This window comes from Bradyrhizobium sp. CIR18, assembly GCF_014198295.1.
Taxonomy (GTDB): Bacteria; Pseudomonadota; Alphaproteobacteria; order Rhizobiales; family Xanthobacteraceae; genus Bradyrhizobium.
The window spans coordinates 173897-191024 of record NZ_JACIHF010000005.1 but is presented as its reverse complement, the minus strand read 5'-3'; the positions used below and the strand labels follow the sequence as shown (position 1 = coordinate 191024).

Annotated in this window: 18 protein-coding genes; 13 read left to right on the top strand and 5 right to left on the bottom strand. The window is 65.3% G+C overall.

From position 1 onward, the window contains the following. Nucleotides 1–13 precede the first annotated feature (13 nt). The 4 genes from napA (at nucleotide 14) to GGD65_RS18975 (ending at nucleotide 4861) form a co-directional block, all read left to right on the top strand. On the top strand, nucleotides 14–2527 hold the full coding sequence (gene napA, locus GGD65_RS18990; protein ID WP_183236235.1) for a nitrate reductase catalytic subunit NapA: 2514 nt from the start codon (nucleotides 14–16) through the stop codon (nucleotides 2525–2527). Beyond that, nucleotides 2524–2994 (top strand): nitrate reductase cytochrome c-type subunit, encoded by a 471-nt coding sequence (locus tag GGD65_RS18985; protein ID WP_026202010.1) that lies wholly within the window; start codon nucleotides 2524–2526, stop codon nucleotides 2992–2994. The genes napA and GGD65_RS18985 overlap by 4 nt, the downstream gene beginning before the upstream one ends. Next, on the top strand, nucleotides 2991–3644 hold the full coding sequence (locus GGD65_RS18980; RefSeq protein WP_246783334.1) for a NapC/NirT family cytochrome c: 654 nt from the start codon (nucleotides 2991–2993) through the stop codon (nucleotides 3642–3644). The genes GGD65_RS18985 and GGD65_RS18980 overlap by 4 nt, the downstream gene beginning before the upstream one ends. A gap of 101 nt (nucleotides 3645–3745) precedes the next feature. Further along, the gene (locus GGD65_RS18975; RefSeq protein WP_026202009.1) at nucleotides 3746–4861 is read left to right on the top strand and encodes an ATP-dependent RecD-like DNA helicase; all 1116 of its coding nucleotides are present in this window, start codon (nucleotides 3746–3748) and stop codon (nucleotides 4859–4861) included. Nucleotides 4862–5029: 168 nt separating this feature from the next. Here GGD65_RS18975 and GGD65_RS18970 read toward each other — a convergent pair whose 3' ends face one another. After that, the gene (locus GGD65_RS18970) at nucleotides 5030–6712 is read right to left on the bottom strand and encodes a tetratricopeptide repeat protein (protein WP_183236234.1); all 1683 of its coding nucleotides are present in this window, start codon (nucleotides 6710–6712) and stop codon (nucleotides 5030–5032) included. A gap of 257 nt (nucleotides 6713–6969) precedes the next feature. Here GGD65_RS18970 and msrA point away from each other — a divergent pair, with 257 nt between their 5' ends. The 4 genes from msrA (at nucleotide 6970) to GGD65_RS18950 (ending at nucleotide 8914) form a co-directional block, all read left to right on the top strand. Beyond that, nucleotides 6970–7686, top strand: a complete 717-nt coding sequence (msrA, locus tag GGD65_RS18965) for a peptide-methionine (S)-S-oxide reductase MsrA (protein WP_183236233.1) — start codon at nucleotides 6970–6972, stop codon at nucleotides 7684–7686. Nucleotides 7687–7716: 30 nt separating this feature from the next. Further along, nucleotides 7717–8136: a peptide-methionine (R)-S-oxide reductase MsrB gene (gene msrB / locus GGD65_RS18960; RefSeq protein ID WP_092260430.1), complete on the top strand. Its 420-nt coding sequence runs from the start codon at nucleotides 7717–7719 to the stop codon at nucleotides 8134–8136. Between the two features lie 106 nt (nucleotides 8137–8242). Beyond that, nucleotides 8243–8407 (top strand): DUF3309 family protein, encoded by a 165-nt coding sequence (locus tag GGD65_RS18955; RefSeq protein ID WP_084674830.1) that lies wholly within the window; start codon nucleotides 8243–8245, stop codon nucleotides 8405–8407. A 213-nt stretch (nucleotides 8408–8620) separates the two neighbouring features. Further along, nucleotides 8621–8914, top strand: a complete 294-nt coding sequence (locus GGD65_RS18950) for a hypothetical protein (protein ID WP_018318374.1) — start codon at nucleotides 8621–8623, stop codon at nucleotides 8912–8914. Between the two features lie 116 nt (nucleotides 8915–9030). Here GGD65_RS18950 and GGD65_RS18945 read toward each other — a convergent pair whose 3' ends face one another. Both GGD65_RS18945 and GGD65_RS18940 read right to left on the bottom strand, forming a co-directional pair. Next, nucleotides 9031–9585: a DUF4112 domain-containing protein gene (locus GGD65_RS18945; RefSeq protein ID WP_092260426.1), complete on the bottom strand. Its 555-nt coding sequence runs from the start codon at nucleotides 9583–9585 to the stop codon at nucleotides 9031–9033. 61 nt (nucleotides 9586–9646) lie between these two features. After that, the gene (locus GGD65_RS18940; RefSeq protein WP_092260424.1) at nucleotides 9647–10072 is read right to left on the bottom strand and encodes a DUF5413 family protein; all 426 of its coding nucleotides are present in this window, start codon (nucleotides 10070–10072) and stop codon (nucleotides 9647–9649) included. 144 nt (nucleotides 10073–10216) lie between these two features. Between GGD65_RS18940 and GGD65_RS18935 the strand changes: the two genes are divergently transcribed. The 3 genes from GGD65_RS18935 (at nucleotide 10217) to GGD65_RS18925 (ending at nucleotide 11280) form a co-directional block, all read left to right on the top strand. Continuing rightward, entirely contained in the window at nucleotides 10217–10459 is a 243-nt protein-coding gene (locus GGD65_RS18935; protein ID WP_018318371.1) for a hypothetical protein, read from the top strand. A gap of 37 nt (nucleotides 10460–10496) precedes the next feature. Beyond that, on the top strand, nucleotides 10497–10727 hold the full coding sequence (locus GGD65_RS18930; protein ID WP_183236232.1) for a hypothetical protein: 231 nt from the start codon (nucleotides 10497–10499) through the stop codon (nucleotides 10725–10727). A gap of 259 nt (nucleotides 10728–10986) precedes the next feature. Further along, nucleotides 10987–11280 (top strand): hypothetical protein, encoded by a 294-nt coding sequence (locus GGD65_RS18925; RefSeq protein WP_026202007.1) that lies wholly within the window; start codon nucleotides 10987–10989, stop codon nucleotides 11278–11280. A 318-nt stretch (nucleotides 11281–11598) separates the two neighbouring features. On the opposite strand, the gene GGD65_RS18920 is transcribed toward GGD65_RS18925, so the two are convergent. Together GGD65_RS18920 and GGD65_RS18915 are read right to left on the bottom strand one after the other, a co-directional pair. Continuing rightward, nucleotides 11599–13206: a hypothetical protein gene (locus GGD65_RS18920; protein WP_183236231.1), complete on the bottom strand. Its 1608-nt coding sequence runs from the start codon at nucleotides 13204–13206 to the stop codon at nucleotides 11599–11601. 37 nt (nucleotides 13207–13243) lie between these two features. After that, on the bottom strand, nucleotides 13244–14536 hold the full coding sequence (locus GGD65_RS18915) for an adenylosuccinate synthase (RefSeq protein ID WP_018318369.1): 1293 nt from the start codon (nucleotides 14534–14536) through the stop codon (nucleotides 13244–13246). 421 nt (nucleotides 14537–14957) lie between these two features. On the opposite strand from GGD65_RS18915, the gene GGD65_RS18910 reads away from it, so the two are divergent. Further along, nucleotides 14958–15890, top strand: a complete 933-nt coding sequence (locus tag GGD65_RS18910) for a DMT family transporter (protein WP_092260417.1) — start codon at nucleotides 14958–14960, stop codon at nucleotides 15888–15890. A 290-nt stretch (nucleotides 15891–16180) separates the two neighbouring features. After that, nucleotides 16181–17116, top strand: a complete 936-nt coding sequence (locus GGD65_RS18905) for a DMT family transporter (RefSeq protein ID WP_018317862.1) — start codon at nucleotides 16181–16183, stop codon at nucleotides 17114–17116. The last annotated feature ends 12 nt before the right edge of the window (nucleotides 17117–17128 follow it).

The following is a 17128-nucleotide window of genomic DNA, read 5'->3' as shown; positions in this document are numbered from 1 at the left end:
AGGAAGAGCCATCATGACATCGCCAAAGCTCGACCGCCGCCAGATGCTGAAGCTCGAGGCCGCCGCGATTGCGGCCGCCGCAGCAGGCATGCCGGCTCCGGCGCTCGCCGCCAATCTCATCACCGAGCGCGACAACAGCGAAATGAAATGGGACAAGGCCGCCTGCCGCTTCTGCGGCACCGGCTGCTCGGTGATGGTCGCGACCAAGGACAATCGCGTCGTCGCCACCCACGGCGACATCAAGGCCGAGGTCAACCGCGGCCTCAACTGCGTCAAGGGCTACTTCCTCTCCAAGATCATGTACGGCCATGACCGCCTGACCCAGCCGATGCTGCGCAAGACGGGCGGCAAATACGACAAGAACGGCGAGTTCACGCCCGTATCCTGGACCGAAGCCTTCGACATCATGGAGGTGAAGTGGAAGGAGGCGTTCAAGAAGCGCGGCCCCAACGGCGTCGCCATGTTCGGCTCCGGCCAGTGGACGATCTGGGAAGGTTATGCAGCCTCGAAGCTGTTCAAGGCCGGCTTCCGCACCAACAACATCGATCCCAATGCGCGGCACTGCATGGCTTCCGCCGTCGCCGGCATGATGCGCACTTTCGGCATCGACGAGCCGCCCGGCTGCTACGACGACATCGAGGCGACCGACGCCTTCGTGCTGTGGGGCTCCAACATGGCGGAGATGCACCCGATCCTGTGGACGCGCCTCGCCGACCGCCGGCTGTCCGCGCCGCATGTTCGCGTCGCCGTGCTCTCGACCTTCGAGCACCGCTCGTTCGACCTCGCCGACATCGGCATGGTGTTCAAGCCGCAGACCGACCTCTACATCCTTAACGCCATCGCCAACCACATCATCAAGACCGGCCGGGTCAACAAGGACTTCGTCGCCGCGCATACGATTTTCAGGCGAGGGCAGACCGATATCGGCTACGGTTTGAGGCCGGAGCATCCGCTTCAGAAAAAGGCAACGGGTGCAGCGAAGGCCAACGACTCCACCGACATGAGCTATGACGAGTACGTCAAGTTCGTGTCGGAATACACGCTGGAAAAGGCAGCCGAGATGTCCGGCGTGCCGCTGAACCGGCTGGAGGCGCTCGCCGAGCTCTACGCCGATCCCAAGACCAAAGTGGTCTCGTTCTGGACCATGGGCTTCAACCAGCACACCCGCGGCGTCTGGTGCAACAACCTCGTCTACAACATCCATCTTCTGACCGGAAAGATCTCCTCGCCCGGCAACAGCCCGTTCTCGCTGACCGGCCAGCCCTCGGCCTGCGGCACCGCGCGCGAGGTCGGCACCTTCTCGCACCGGCTGCCGGCCGACATGGTCGTGACCAACAAGGCGCATCGCGACCACGCCGAGCACATCTGGCAGCTGCCCGAAGGCACCATTCCCGACAAGAACGGCGCGCACGCCGTGCTGCAAAGCCGGATGCTGAAGGACGGCCTGATCAACGCCTATTGGGTGCAGGTCAACAACAACCTCCAGGCCGGCCCCAATGCCAACGAGGAGACCTATCCCGGCTTCCGCAACCCCGACAATTTCATCGTGGTCTCGGATGCCTATCCGTCGGTGACGGCACTGGCCGCCGATCTGATCCTGCCGACCGCGATGTGGGTGGAGAAGGAAGGCGCCTACGGCAATGCCGAGCGGCGCACCCAGTTCTGGCACCAGCTCGTCCCCGCGCCCGGCGAGTCGAAATCCGATCTCTGGCAGCTCATGGAGTTCTCCAAGCGCTTCAAGATCGAGGAGGTGTGGCCCGAGGAGCTGATCGCCAAGAAGCCCGAGGTTCGCGGCAAGACGCTGTTCGACGTGCTCTACAAGAACGGCCAGGTCGACAAATTCCCCGTGACCGACATCGAGCCGGGCTATCTCAACGACGAGTCCAAGGCCTTCGGCTTCTATGTGCACAAGGGCCTGTTCGAGGAATACGCCCAGTTCGGCCGCGGACATGGCCATGACCTCGCGCCGTTCGACACCTATCACCGCGAGCGCGGCCTGCGCTGGCCCGTCGTTAACGGCCAGGAGACGAAGTGGCGTTTCCGCGAGGGCAGTGATCCCTACGTCAAGCAGGGCACCGACGTGCAGTTCTACGGCTATCCCGACGGCAAGGCGCGCATCTTCGCGCTACCCTACGAGCCGCCGGCGGAATCGCCCGACAACGAATATCCCTACTGGCTCTCGACCGGCCGCGTGCTGGAGCACTGGCATTCCGGCACCATGACGCGCCGCGTGCCCGAGCTGTACAAGGCCTTCCCCGAAGCCGTGTGCTTCATGCATCCGGACGACGCGGCGGATGCCAAGCTCCGTCGCGGGGACGAGGTGAAGGTGGTCTCCCGCCGCGGCTTCATCCGCGCCCGGATCGAAACGCGCGGTCGCGACCGGCCGCCGAAGGGCCTCGTCTTCGTGCCGTGGTTCGACGAGTCCAAGCTGATCAACAAGGTGACTCTGGACGCGACCGATCCGATTTCGCTGCAGACCGACTTCAAGAAATGCGCCGTGCGCATCGAGCGGGTGAGCCTGTCATGATGAAACGATCTGCAATCGCCTTGCTCGCCTTCGCGATCGCCGCGGCCTCGAGCTCGCTGACCGCACAGACCGTCACCTCGGGCCTGCGCGGTCCGGCCCCGCTCAATGACGAGGGCCCGGCGCCGCCGATGCTGCCGAACCGCAACACGTCCGAGAAGGAGGTGCGCAATTATCCGGAGCAGCCGCCGGTCATCCCGCACACGATCGACGGCTATCAGATCGACCTCAACGGCAACAAATGCCTGTCCTGCCATGCGCGGGCACGCACGGCGGAATCGCAGGCGCCGATGGTCTCGATCACGCATTTCATGGACCGCGACGGCCAGTTCCTGGCCTCGATCTCGCCGCGGCGCTTCTTCTGCACGGAATGCCACGTGCCGCAGAACACCGCCAATCCGCCCGTGAGCAACGACTTCGTCGACATCGACACGCTGCTCTCGCGTGCAAGCCCGGGTGGCCGCCGATGACGACGACTGCTGACGAGCCCAATGCAGAGCTGAAAACCAAGCGCGGCTTCGTCGCGCGAAGCTGGGACTTTGCGCTGGAGCTCTGGCGTGTGCTGACCCGGCCGAGCTCGGTGTTCGCGCTCGGCACGCTGGTGCTCGCGGGCTTCGTCGCCGGCGTTATCTTCTGGGGCGGCTTCAACACCGCGCTGGAATTGACCAACACCGAAAAATTCTGCACCGGCTGCCACGAGATGAAGGACAACGTCTACGCCGAGCTGAAATCCACCATCCACTTCAGCAACCGCTCCGGCGTGCGCGCGACCTGCCCGGATTGCCACGTCCCGCACAACTGGACCGACAAGATCGCCCGCAAGATGCAGGCCTCCAAGGAGGTCTGGGGCAAGATCTTCGGCACGATCGGCACCCGCGAGAAATTCCAGGATCATCGCCTCGAGCTCGCCGCGCACGAATGGGCGCGTTTCAAGGCCAACGATTCCCTGGAATGCCGCAACTGCCACAGTGCCGATTCCATGGACATCACCAAGCAGTCGCCGCGGGCCTCGGTGGCGCACCAGCGCTTCCTGTTCACCAAGGAAAAGACCTGCATCGACTGCCACAAGGGCATCGCCCACCAGCTGCCCGACATGCGCGGCGTTCCCGGCTGGCAGTAGGACCAAAAGGCAACCGGCTTCGCCCCGCTTGAACCGGCGGGGCGAATGGTTAGTTTTGGGGGATGGCGAATCGCCTCGTTTCGCCCTTCCTCAAGACAGATATGGCCAGTTTCACACCGCATCAGGATGCCGCTCTCAAGGCCGTCGGCGACTGGCTGAAGGCCAGGCCGGGCCGCAACGGCACGCCGCCGATCTTCCGCCTGTTCGGCTTTGCCGGGACCGGCAAGACCACCCTGGCCCGGCACATCGCCGAAGGCGTCGACGGCGAGGTGAAATTCGCGGCCTTCACCGGCAAGGCCGCCCTCGTCATGCGCAACAAGGGTTGCGACGACGCCTCCACCATCCACTCCCTGATCTACCGCGCCCGCGAATCCGGCGAGGAGCAGCCGAGCTTCGAATTGTGGGACGACGCGCCGGCCTCGAAGGCGAAGCTGATCGTGATCGACGAGTGCTCGATGGTCGACGCCGAATTGGGCCGCGACCTGATGTCGTTCGACTGCCCACTGCTCGTGCTCGGGGATCCCGCGCAGCTGCCGCCGATCCAGGGCGGCGGCTTCTTCACCAACACCGAGCCCGACGCGATGCTGACCGAGGTGCACCGCCAGGCGCAGGACGATCCGATCGTGCGGATGTCGATGGACGTGCGCGAGGGACGCGAGCTCGACATCGGCCGCTACGGCGAGAGCGAGGTGGTCTCGCGCAAGGAGCTCGATCCCGACCGCGTGATGGGCGCCGACCAGGTCCTGGTCGGCCGCAACAACACGCGGCGCGCCTACAATATGCGGGTGCGCCAGCGCCAGAACATCGAGGACGTCTTCCCGGTCGCGGGCGACAAGCTGGTGTGCCTGCGCAACAACCGCAAGAAGGGCCTGTTCAACGGCGGGCTGTGGCGCGTGAAGTCGCGCAACACCTCGCGCTCGAAATCGCGCATCCTTTCGATGCGGCTGTCACCGGACGAGGATTTCGGCCACAAGGTGACCAAGGTCTCGGTGCGCGCCGATTGCTTCGAGGGCGGCGTCGAGCAGATCGCCTGGGAGCAGCGCAAGCCCTATGACGAGTTCGATTACGGCTACGTGCTCACCGTGCACAAGTCGCAGGGCTCGCAATGGGACGACGTCGTGCTGTTCGACGAGAGCTTTGCGTTCCAGGACTCAAGGGCGCGGTGGCTGTATACGGGGATTACGCGCGCGGCGAAGCGGCTCAGCATCGTCGTCTGAAACTCCGGTCCCGTAGGGTGGGCAAAGGCGCGTAGCGCCGTGCCCACGATCTCCCTCCATAAGCAACAAGGCGTGGGCACGCTTCCGCCTTCGCTCTTCGAGCTACGGCGGACAAAGTCGCTTTGCCCACCCTACGGCACGGAGAATGGGGCGCCGGAATCGCGCCCCTTACTTCCCCGCCACAAAGTAAAAATCCTCCCGTCCCGGCGGTGACCCATACGTGAAGGGCTGCTGCTCGTGCTTCGTCGCAGCCCAGACGTCGTCGCGGATGATGTCGAACAGTTTTCGGATCTCGATGCGCGGCTGCCTGATCTCGCGGGCCAGCGCGGTGGCGAACGGGCTGTTGGCGCTGCCGTCGCCGTCCATCGCGGTCTCGCCGTGCTTGGCGGCGTAGACCACCATGAAGCCGGCGCCGGGCTCGATGTTGGAAAAGCCCTTGTCGACCAGCTTCAGCGACAGCGTGCGCTGCATGCTCGGCGCGAACGGATTGTCGCGGCAGGCATCCAGGACCACGAGGCGCATTTTCCGCGCGGCACCGACCGCGGCGATCACCTGCTCGAGGGCGACCGCCTGGGTCTCGGCGTCCTTGTCGGCGGCGAGCTTGGCGTCGACGGGAACGAGATAGTTCACCCCGCCGATCTCGAAGCCGTGGCCGGCGTAATAGACCACGGCCCAGTCGGCCTTCTCCGCTTCCTCCGCAAAGGCCTTCAGCGCGTCAAAGAACTTGTCGCGGGTGAGGTCATTGACGGAAATCACGCTCTGGAAGCCGACGTCGCGCAGCACGCTCGCGATCAGTTTGGAATCGCGCGGCGGATTGGGCAACGCATGGACGTTCTTGTAGGAGCCGTTGCCGATCACCAGCGCCACGCGGCGCCCGGTTGCTCCGGCCGGCGCCTGCAGCGTCAGCGCGGCGAGCCGCTCCTGCGCGACGGCACGGGCGCGGGCGACGTCGGGCTCGTCGAACTTCGTCAGCGAATAGGCGGCCGCGCGGTAATCGGCGCGCGCCTGCGCGAGATCTTTCTTCCGCTCGTAGATCTGGCCGCGGCCGGAATGCGCGCGGATGTTGTTCGGATTGATCTGGATGGCGGTGTTGTAATCCTTCAGCGCGGCGTCGAGGTCGCCCTTCATCATGCTGACATCAGCGCGGTTGTTGATCGCGAACACGTTTTTCGGCTGCCGCTCGATCAGGCCGTTGCAGTCGGCAAGGGCCTGCGCGTACTTGCCCATCATGCCGTAAGTGATGCAGCGGTTGCTGGCGATCTGCGGCGCGGTCGGGTCGATCTTCTCGGCCTCCGCGAAATCGGCGATCGCGCCGTCGAAATCCTTCATCAGCGTCCGCGCGCGGGCGCGATTGGTCCAGCCGAGCAGGAATTTGGGCGTGTATTTGATCGACAGGCTGAAATCGTCGAGCGCGCTCTGCAACGCGCCGCGGCGCGCGTGGATGACGCCCCGATTGTTGTAGGGGACACCGTAGGTGGGGCGCTTCCGGAGGGCGAGGTTGTAGTCCGCCATGGCGAGGTCGTCCTGGCCCTTGCGCTCATAGGCGAGGCCGCGCAGGTTGAGGGCGATGACGTAATCAGGATCGAGATCGATCGCGATGGACAGGGTCTCGATCGCGCGGTCGTAGTCGCGCTTGCTGATCAGCGTGTTGCCGCGCACGGAGAGCGCGATGGCCTTGTCCTTGCCGGTGAGCTTGTCGGCCTTCAGCAGATTGTCGCAGGCGCTCGCGCGGGCCTGGACCTCCGCCTGGCGGTCGCGGCAGAGGGTGAGATCGTCGGCCTGCGGGTCGGCCGCCGCGCTGAACAGGCCGGCGGTCAGGATGACAAGGCTCAGGGAAACGACGCGCAGCATGGGTCAGGCCTGCTCCAGCCGGATTCTTCTTAAGTCGATCATCGATCGCACCGGTTCATCTAGCGCGGAGTTCCCGGTCTCGCCAAGCCGCCGGCGCCCTTCTATCCCGCGCGGCTCATTTCACAGACTCGTGTCCGTCCCGCCGTAACAACCGGCGGCCGCGTCCGTACCTCGGATGGTGCGAAAACGCAGCCGGGCAACTGTTCGTCCGGCCCCGACCGCCCTAGACTGTCAGACCTTTCGAAAGAGGATCCGCCATGCGCCGACCTGCCCTCGCCTCCCTGCTCGCCGCAACCACCGCCCTTTCGCTAACCTTCGCGCTGGCCTTTGCCGCGCCGTCTCAGGCCGCGGAGGACGCGGTCGTGATCCCCGCCCCTGCCATGGATGCAGCACCTGCAAGCGGGATCCAGACCGCCGTGATCGCCGGCGGCTGCTTCTGGGGGGTCCAAGGCGTCTTCCAGCACACCGCGGGCGTCGTCAACGCGGTCTCCGGCTATGCCGGCGGCACCAAGGCGACCGCCGACTACCAGACGGTCTCGAGCGGCCGGACCGGCCATGCCGAGGCGGTCGAGATCAAGTACGACCCGAAGAAGATCTCCTACGGAAAGATCCTCCAGATCTACTTCTCGGTGGCGCACGACCCGACCCAGCTCAACCGCCAGGGCCCCGACGTCGGCACGCAATATCGCTCGGCCGTCTTCACCACCTCCGACGAGCAGAAGAAGGTGGTGGAGGCCTATATCGCCCAGCTCAACGGCGCCAAGGTCTTCAGCAAGCCGATCGTGACCAAGGTCGGCGCGCTGGAGGCGTTCTACCCGGCGGAGGCCTACCACCAGGACTATCTGACGCTGCACCCGAACCAGCCCTACATCGCCTATAACGACCTGCCCAAGGTCGAGAACCTGAAAAAGCTGTTCGCGGATAACTACATTGAAAAGCCGACGCTGGTGAGCACCAGCAAGGCCACCAACTGATCGCGAGATCATCTCAAGAACGGGAGACCCATGCCCGACACCAAAATGAAAACCACGGACGACAAGGTCATCAAGAGCGAAGAGCAGTGGCGGCGCGAATTGTCGCCGATGCAGTACGCGGTGCTGCGCGAGAAGGCGACCGAGCGTCCCTTCTCGGGCGAGTATGAGCACGACCACCGCGCCGGCACCTATGTCTGCGCCGGCTGCGGCAATGTGCTGTTCGAATCCGACGCGAAGTTCGATTCGGGCTGCGGCTGGCCGAGCTTCACCCAGCCGGCCGTCGAGAGCCATGTCGACGAGGAGCGCGACGTCAGCCACGGCATGATCCGCACCGAGGTGCTCTGCTCCAAATGCAGCGGCCATCTCGGCCACGTCTTCCCCGATGGCCCCGGGCCGACCGGCCTACGCTACTGCATCAACTCGGCCGCGCTGAAGCTGGAGCCCAAATAACGTTCCCGCGGTCGGGTTCCTTCATGGAACCCGATCGCGCGATGTGCTTTTCTTGTCTGGCGGTGCGGCCGATCATCGCATTTGGCGGCCGCCAGGGGAGGATGCCATGTCAGTCGGGACCGTCCTGATCATCCTGGTGATCATCTATCTGCTCGGCGGCCTGTCCGGCCGCGTCGGCGGCTACGGCTATGGCATGGGCCATTCCGGCATGGGCATCGGAGGCGTCGTCTTGGTCGTGCTCGTCGTCCTGCTGCTTCTTGGCAAATTGTAAACCATATAAGCCATTGAAGTAATTCAGTTAATTTCATCCGCGGAGCTGCCATGCGCGGATTCATCATCTCCCATCGCAGGGGTCGCATTTTTGTCAAAACGGCCTATATTAGTGGACGAAAATGGCATGTGCGGCGGGCCCGCTCGATTGCGGCCCCTGCCCTCCCAAACCCCACGCGCTTAAAGCCCCAGAGAGATCACGAGGTCTTTGACCATGCGTCCACTGCGTCCGTTCAACTTCAACACGTCTGCCGAACTCTTCCCCGCCGCGATCCGCAAGAAGAAGCGCGCAGGCTTCACCTATCGCCGGTTCGGCACCGCGGCCGAAGCCGTGCAGTTCGCGATGGAGCAATTGCCGACGGATTCGCTGAACGGCGCCTATCTCCAGGTCGAGGAAGCGCGTTTCGACCAGAACGGCATCCGCTCGCTCTATGAGAGCGAAGCCTTCCCGTTGCCCCGCCGTCCCAAGCCGGCGCCGGCCGAGACCGACGCCGCCGACGCGGCATAAGTTTTCGCTGAGCCTTACGATGTGCGCGTAAAGCGCGATGGCCAAAAGGCCGTCGCGCTTTTTGCGTTTCTACTCCCTCTCCCCGTTCTTACGGGGAGAGGCGAAGAAGGGAGGCTTCAGATCCGTGGCTGCTTGTCGAGCCAGCGGCGCAAGAGGCGCACGTTGCGCATGTTGGCGCGGAACATGACATCGAAAGCGTCGCCCGCGAACGGGACCAGGCCGACCACGCCGTCGAGCGCGACATTGCCGAGCATGCGGGTGGTGATGTACCAGGGCGCCCCCAGCGCCCTGGCCTCGCGCACCAGCCACAGCGAGATCGCCGTGGTGATGATGTCGCCGACGACGGGGATCAGGCCGATCAACCCGTCGATGCCGTAGCGTATGTTGGTGCCGGGCAGGATGAAGGCGACGTCGAGCAGCTTTGCGATCGCCTCGATCCGCGCGATCCGCTGCTCGCGCGTCAGATTGCCGAACGGGCTCCCGGCGAACGGATGATCCTTGCCCAGTTCGAAACCGAACTCGCGAAAGCCCTGCTCCAGCGTTTCAGGGCGGATTTCCCGACCATCCTGATCGATGATCGGCCCGCGTGCCTCCGGTCCGGAAGCGGTCGCGCGCGAGCTCCCCGTACGGGATCTGCGTGGAGCAAGGATATCGTCGTCGGACATGGTCATGGCCTTCAGGGAACGCGCTGGGGCGGCAGAGGTTGCTGCGCCGCGCCCGAACGTCGCGCGCTCAGGTCGGCGCCGCCACTGCTTGCGGCTCCTTGATGTATTTATGCACGAGCCAGGACGAAATCACCGCCGGCACGAACCCGACGAGGCCATACAGGATGAACTGCACCGCACCCGAATCCGGCCCGCGCGAGCTGTAGGTGAGCGAGGCCAGCACGAAGGCGAACAGGCCGACCAGGAGCATCCGCAAGCCCGGGCCGATCCGCCTGACATGGGTCAGGATGTCATCGACCGCGCCGATCATCAGCGAGGGCAGGAAGCCGAACAGGTAGCTATACTGCAGGGTCTTGAAGAACACAGCGAACAGCTTGCCGACCTCGCCGAGACTGGTCTGGGCCCAATAGCCGGACTGATAGGTCGTCGTCAGCAGCAGCAGGAACCCGCCGACGAACGGGCCAACCAGGGCAAACACCAGATAGCGTTTCATCAAACACCCTTTCACTTCGCCGATGTTTATAGCAGCGCCGCGGGAACCTTGAATAGCGGGGCGGGCTCGGCCATTGGGGGAACAAGTGGCAAGGCGACGAGTTCAGACAGGACCTGAATTATCCCTGTCAGATTGGAGCCGCCGATGGCCCGCAAATTTCTCCTGGCGACGATCACGCTGGCAGCCCTGAGTGGCCTGTCGAACGCACCCGCTCTTGCGCAGGGCCACATGGGCTCGCCGCAGGAACAGCAGGCGTGCTCACGCGACGCCTCGCGCTTCTGTCGCAAGGACCTCGGCAATGACGGCGCCGTGCAGGGTTGCTTGCAGGCCAACCGGGCCAAGCTGTCGCGCTCTTGCAGCAAGGTGTTTCAGAGCCACGGCATGTGAGGACCGCGACCATCCCCAGCGAACGGAGAGTGAAGCCATGTTGCGCGACGAACAGCTCTCGATCCTGCGGGACATCAGCCAGTCCGTTGCCTTCGCCGACGACCGCCACGGCAAGATCGACGAGCTCATCGCCGACGGCTACGTGATGAAGGACGGCGATCTGTTCGAGCTGACCGCCAAGGGCGTCACCGCCGTCGAGGAACACGCCGCCGCGCTCGGCGCGAGCGACGTGGAACAAGCGAGCGCATCCTTTGATCGGATGATCTGATCGCGCGCGCAAGCTTTGTGCGTGACGTCCACGCAACAATTGCAAATTCCTTTGCGCCTGCCATTGCAGCCGCGTGACAATGGCGCATACTTCGCTCGGGCGGCGCAGCACCTTTCGATTCGAACTTCAAGAAATCGAGCGACCACATGCGGGACCAAAGTTCCCGACGTGAAGGCTGTGACATGCGGCAGATCAAGCCACGTGCGGCGCCCCAAAAACCAAGTGGCTCAAGCCCACGGAACTCGGGGACGCATTCTGCATGACACGCTATCAAACCATCGCTTCGCTGCTTAAGACCACCGCTTCGCTCTTCGCCGTCGCAACCACGGCCATCGCACTCCAGACTTCACCCGGCCTCGCCTTCTCATCCGAAGCGCAGCAGATGTGCACGGGTGACGCGATGCGTCTGTGCTCCAGTGAGATCCCCGACATTCCCAGGGTCAGGGCCTGCATGGTGCGGAACAAGGCCCAGGTCAGCCCCGGCTGCCGCGCCGTGATGGACCGCGAAGCCGCGGCATCAGCATCGCGCAAGCGGGAAGCGGCGGCGCAGTAGTCGGGTCGAGTTCGGCTGGATCGTTGAGGCCCGGTTCGCCTCTTCCCGCCGGACAAGGTTCTCGCATGTGACTCTTGGCGGCGGCCGGCGCGCGCGCCTCTCCTTCGAGACGGCGCCTACGCGCCTCCTCAGGATGAGGCTAATTGGCGTCAGTGCCCTTGAAACTGCTGCCTCACACTCCGCCCTCATCCTGAGGAGCCCGCCTAAGCGGGCGTCTCGAAGGATGGCTGCAGGGAAAAGCTCTCAAACGCGATAGCCCTTCCGCAAGCGGGGGAGGTATCCCCTCGGCTCGCATCGACTCAGTCGCAGCTTGAGCCCCTAATCGCCCCACTGGGCGAAGGCGTCGTTGAAGGCGCGCTCACCGGGGGCGCCCTTCTCGATGGCAATGATGGCGCGGCGCTGGTTGGCATAGACCAGCGGCACGTCGAACCACGAGCGCTCCTTCAGGAGCTGGACGTTGCGGGAGCGGTCGGCGTCGACATTGGACAGGCCCACCAGGAAGAAGCCGTCGGTGACCTTGACCGCGAGGCCGGCGAGCGGCGTGCCGCGCGCCTGCTCGTTCGACTTCATCAGGATGCCCGGCACGTTGGAGACGCTGCCGCCCGGAAAATCCGGCGGCAGGATGAAGGTCAGCTCCGCGGTGTGGCTCGCCGGCAGCGAGGAATCGGTGTTGCGGCGGAACGACATCGTCATCTTGAACTTGCGGTCGGGGATCTCAATGTCCGCGCGCACGGCGACGTCGGCCTTCTGGTTGCCGGACGCCTTGATCGGCTCGAGCCGCCACACCACCGAGCCGACATATTGCTTGCCCTTCGGATCGGACGGATCCTCGTCATAGAGCACGACCTTCTGCGCCACCGGCGCGACCGGCTGGTCGCTGGCCGAGGGCTGGCCGACGCGATCCGGAATCTTGGGCTTGCTCTGCGGCTGGGACGGATCCTTCGGCGCCTCCACCACCTGGGTCGGCGAGGACTTCAGCAAATTGGTCGCGATCTGGACCAGCTGCTTGCCCCAGAGGATGCCGGCACCGACCAGGATCAGCACGATGCCGACGGCGATCGCACTCTTGAACGGGAAGGTGGAGCGCGTGCGGGCGCGTTTCTTGGCGTCGCGCTCGGGCGCGATGCGCGGACGCGGCGACGGCGGCTGCGGCTGCGGCGCGTAGCGCTCGGCCTCCTCGACCGACTCGTCGTAGGAATAAGGCGCGTCCTGCTCGCCGGCGCGGTTTTCCAGGCTCGGCTCGAGCCGGTCGAATTCCGGCGAGGGCGAGGGCACATTGGCATAGGTGCGGCGCGCGGCGCGGCTGGCCTGCGCGGCAGCGCCGCCGAGATCGTTGGCGTCGGCGGTGATGTCGCGGAAGCCGCGCACGCCGGGTGCCGGCGGCAGCGGCGGCGGAGGTCCGACATCGGGAGGACGGCGCGCACCGGCGCGATCGCGTCCGGCCGCCGGCTCCGGCATCGGTGGCGGGGCGGACGGTCCCGGTTGGCGCGGGGCGTCGAAACGGGGCGCGCGCGGCGGACGCGGGGCCTCGCCTTGGTCATCGACATTGATGGATGGACGGTCGGCGCGCGGCGGCGGCGGCGCCGGACGCGTCCGCGGCGGGGCCGGCGCAGCCGGGCCGCCTTCGGCCGCTCGGGTGCTGGCGCGGCGAAAGGCATCGCCGCTGCTGCCGCCGCGGGCGCCGCCACCGGGGCGGGAGGCCTCGCGGGCGCGCTGGGCAGCCTCCGATTCGACCTTGCGGACCGCCTCCTCCAGCGACAACCTTTCGCGGGTGATCTCGGATTCGGAGAGCGGCGGCTGCACGCTGCGCAGCTGCGCGATCAATGCCGTGCGCGCCCGCTCATAGAGCGCGCGACGGCTTTCGCCGGGAGCGTTCGGGTCCAGGGCGGCAATAGCGCGGGCGATCAGCGGATAGTAATCAGCCATTTCAACTCAACTATACGCGCGTCCCGGTAAGATATCGTTAAGCCTCAAACGGATTTTGCACCAGGATAGTATCTTCGCGTTCGGGGCTGGTGGAAAGCAGCGCAACCGGGCACCCCACCAATTCCTCGATCCGCCGGACATATTTGATGGCCTGGGCCGGCAGGTCGGCCCAGGACCGCGCATTGGCGGTCGGCTCCTTCCAGCCCTCGATGGTCTCGTAGATCGGCTCGACCCGGGCCTGGGCACCCTCGCCGGCCGGGAAGTGGTCGATCTCCTTGCCGTCGAGCTTGTAGCCGGTGCAGACCTCGATCGTGTCGAAGCCGTCGAGGATGTCGAGCTTGGTCAGCGCCAGGCCGTTGATGCCGCAGGTCCGGACCGCCTGGCGGACCAGCACGGCGTCGAACCAGCCGCAGCGGCGCGGACGGCCGGTGTTGGTGCCGAACTCGCGGCCGCGCTCGCCGATCCGGCGGCCGGTCTCGTTGTCCTGCTCGGTCGGGAACGGGCCCTGGCCGACGCGGGTGGTGTAGGCCTTGCACAGGCCGAGCACATAGCCGACCGCGCCCGGTCCGAGGCCGGCGCCGGTCGCGGCCTGTGCCGCCACCGTGTTGGACGAGGTGACGTAGGGATAGGTGCCGTGGTCGACGTCGAGCAGTGCGCCTTGCGCGCCTTCGAACAGCATGCGCTTGCCTTCACGCCGCTTGATATCGAGCAGCCGCCACACCGTCTCGGCGTAGGGCAGCAGCTCCGGCGCCAGCGCGCTCAACTCCTTCAGGATCACCTTGCCGTCGAATTCGGGAAGGCCGAGGCCGCGGCGCAGCGCGTTGTGGTGGGCAAGCAGCCGGTCGATCTTGTGCGGGAGCGTGTCGAGGTCGGCGAGGTCCATCAGGCGGATGGCGCGGCGGCCGACCTTGTCCTCATAGGCCGGCCCGATGCCGCGGCGGGTGGTGCCGATCGCGGTCGCGGCGCTGGCCGATTCGCGGTGCGCATCGAGCTCGCGGTGCAGCGGCAGGATCAGCGTGACGTTCTCGGCGATACGCAGGTTCTCCGGCGAGACCGCAACGCCCTGCGCCCGCAGCTTGGAGACCTCGTCGAGGAAGGCGGCGGGATCGAACACCACGCCGTTGCCGATCACCGACAGCTTCTGCTCGCGCAGCACGCCCGAGGGCAGCAGCGCGAGCTTGTAGGTCTTGCCATTGATCACCAGCGTGTGGCCGGCGTTATGACCGCCCTGGAAGCGGACGACGATGTCCGCCTGCTCCGACAACCAGTCGACGATCTTGCCCTTTCCTTCGTCGCCCCACTGGGCGCCGACGACGACAACATTGGCCATTCGCGGGTAATCCTTCGAAGATTTCTCTGTAGGTGGCATGATCCGAACGGAAAATTGGTACCCACTTTTCCGGAATCATGCCTGCGCCCAGCCCAATTCCCGGCCAGAGGCCGTTCGCACGCGAGGCAGCCCAACCGGATAAAGGAAGCAGCCTCTCTAGGCAAGCAAGAACGGGGCATTTTCAGGGCTTCGAGGCTACTCCAAGCCTTTGATATCCCCGGAAAATCCAGAAACCTTCGCGGCGGCGCGCGGGGCTTCGACCAAAGCGTGAGAGGCGCAATCCGCCGCTGCATGGTCGCGATGCGTCCGCCCCCCGTTGATGCAGCCCCGATTTCCGTGTCTTTGGACAGCGCCGGGCGATCAGCCGGCCCGGATCCCGCCGGGCTGGAAGCCTCGGCGCATGCGGGGCACGCCAATCCCAATGTCCGCCACCGGCCAGACCACCAGCGCGGAGACATCCGGCCACAGCTGGATCGCCAACCAGCCCTACCTGCTGCTCAGCATCACCGCGCTGTGCTGGGCCGGCAACGCCATCGTCGGGCGGCTCGCCGCCGGCCACATCCCGCCGGTCACGCTATCGTTCCTGCGCTGGTTCTTCGCCTTCCTGCTGGTGCTGCCGTTCGCCTGGAAACATCTTGCCCAGGACTGGCCCGCGATCCGCGGCAGACTTGGCCTGATGATCACGCTCTCGGTCACCGGCATCGGCGCCTTCAACACGCTGCAATACTGGGCGCTGGAGCATACCCAGGCACTCAATACGCTGCTGCTGCAGTCGGCCGCGCCGCTGATCGTGGCGCTGTGGTCGCTGGCCATCCTCGGCATCCGCCTCACCGCCGCGCAGGCGTTCGGCGTGCTCCTGTCGATGTGCGGCGTGCTGACCATTCTGCTGCACGGCGATTTCACCACGCTGTCGAACATCGAGTTCAACAAAGGCGACCTCATCTTCATCGTCGCGCTCGTCATCTTCGCGCTGTATTCGGTGCTGACCTTGAAACGGCCGCCGATGCACGGCCTGTCGTTCCTCGCCTTCACCTTCGGGGCCGGCGCGGCCTGCCTCATTCCGCTGGAGATCTGGGAATTGTCCGCGCGCCCAGTCATGAAGCTCGACGGGCCGAACCTCTTGACGCTGTTCTACGTCGCGGTGTTTCCCTCGACGCTGGCCTATCTCTGCTTCAATCGCGGCGTCCGCCTGATCGGCGCCAACCGTGCCGCGCCGTTCTTCCACGTCGTGCCGGTGTTCGGCTCGATCATGGCGATGGCGTTCCTGGGCGAACACCCGCAGGCATTCCACTTCATCGGCTTCGCGCTGGTGCTGTCGGGCGTGTTCGTGGCGTCGCGGAAGCAGGCGACGTAATTTCTTCCTTCTCCCCTTGCTTGCGGGAGAAGGTGGCGCGAAGCGCCGGATGAGGGGTTGCATCCGCGCACTCAAATGAGAATTGGACTCGCGGAAAGAGACCCCTCACCCGTCTCGCCGCTTCGCGGCGAGCCACCCTCCCCCACAGGGGGAGAGGGGGAGACGCGCGCCAGCGATGTTCAACATATTAACCGCCAAAGGCGCTCCTCAGGGTTTGCCTGCATTGTAGCATTGCGGCCACGTGGCTTGTGCGGCGACGGCAATCCGGCGCAAGCTTTCGTCCAACGCCAATGACGATTGCTCCGCCCGCGCCAAAGACCGCCAATCCGGCCAGTTGGCTCAACAACCAGCCTTATCTGTTGCTCAGCCTGAGCTCGCTGTTCTGGGCCGGCAATATCGTGCTGGCGCGTCATGTCGGCGCGCATGTGCCGCCGTTGACGGTGACCACGATCCGCTGGTTCGGCGTTTTCCTGATCCTGTTGCCGTTCGCCTGGCCGCATCTGAAGCGCGACTGGCCCGCCTTGCGCAACAGTCTGCCGCTGATGCTGTTCCTGTCGCTGGTGGGCTTCGCCTTCAACAACGCGATCTCGTACTGGGCGATGCAATACACGGAGGCGCTGAACGCGCTGCTGATCCAGTCGGCAGGTCCCCTGTTCGTGGCGCTGTGGTCGCTGGTGCTGTTCGGCGTGCGGCTGACGGGCGGGCAGTTCGCCGGCATCGCGATCTCGCTTCTCGGCGTGCTGATCATCATCCTGCGCGGCGATCTCGCCGCGCTCGCGAGCATCAGCTTCAACAGGGGCGACATCATGTTCGCCTCCTCGCTGGTGGCGTTCGGGATCTACTCGGCCTTCATCCCGCGCCGGCCCAAGATCCACCAGCTGTCCTTCCTGTCCTTCACCACCTGCTGCGGCGCGACGATGCTGCTTCCGACCGCGATCTGGGAGGCGGCAAGCGGCCGCGTGCTGCAATTCGACGGAACGACGCTGGCGACGCTGGGCTACATCCTGATCTTTCCCTCGACGCTGGCCTATCTCTTCTTCAACCGCGGCGTCGCGCTGATCGGCCCGAATCGGGCCGCGCCGTTCTTCCACCTGGTGCCGGTGTTCGGCTCGGCGATGGCGATCCTGCTGCTCGGCGAAAAGCTGCAGCCGTTCCACCTGATCGGCTACGCGCTGGTGCTCGCCGGCGTCGTGATCGCCTCACGCCAGGGCTCCGCGGTGAAGTAATTCCGCGACGCG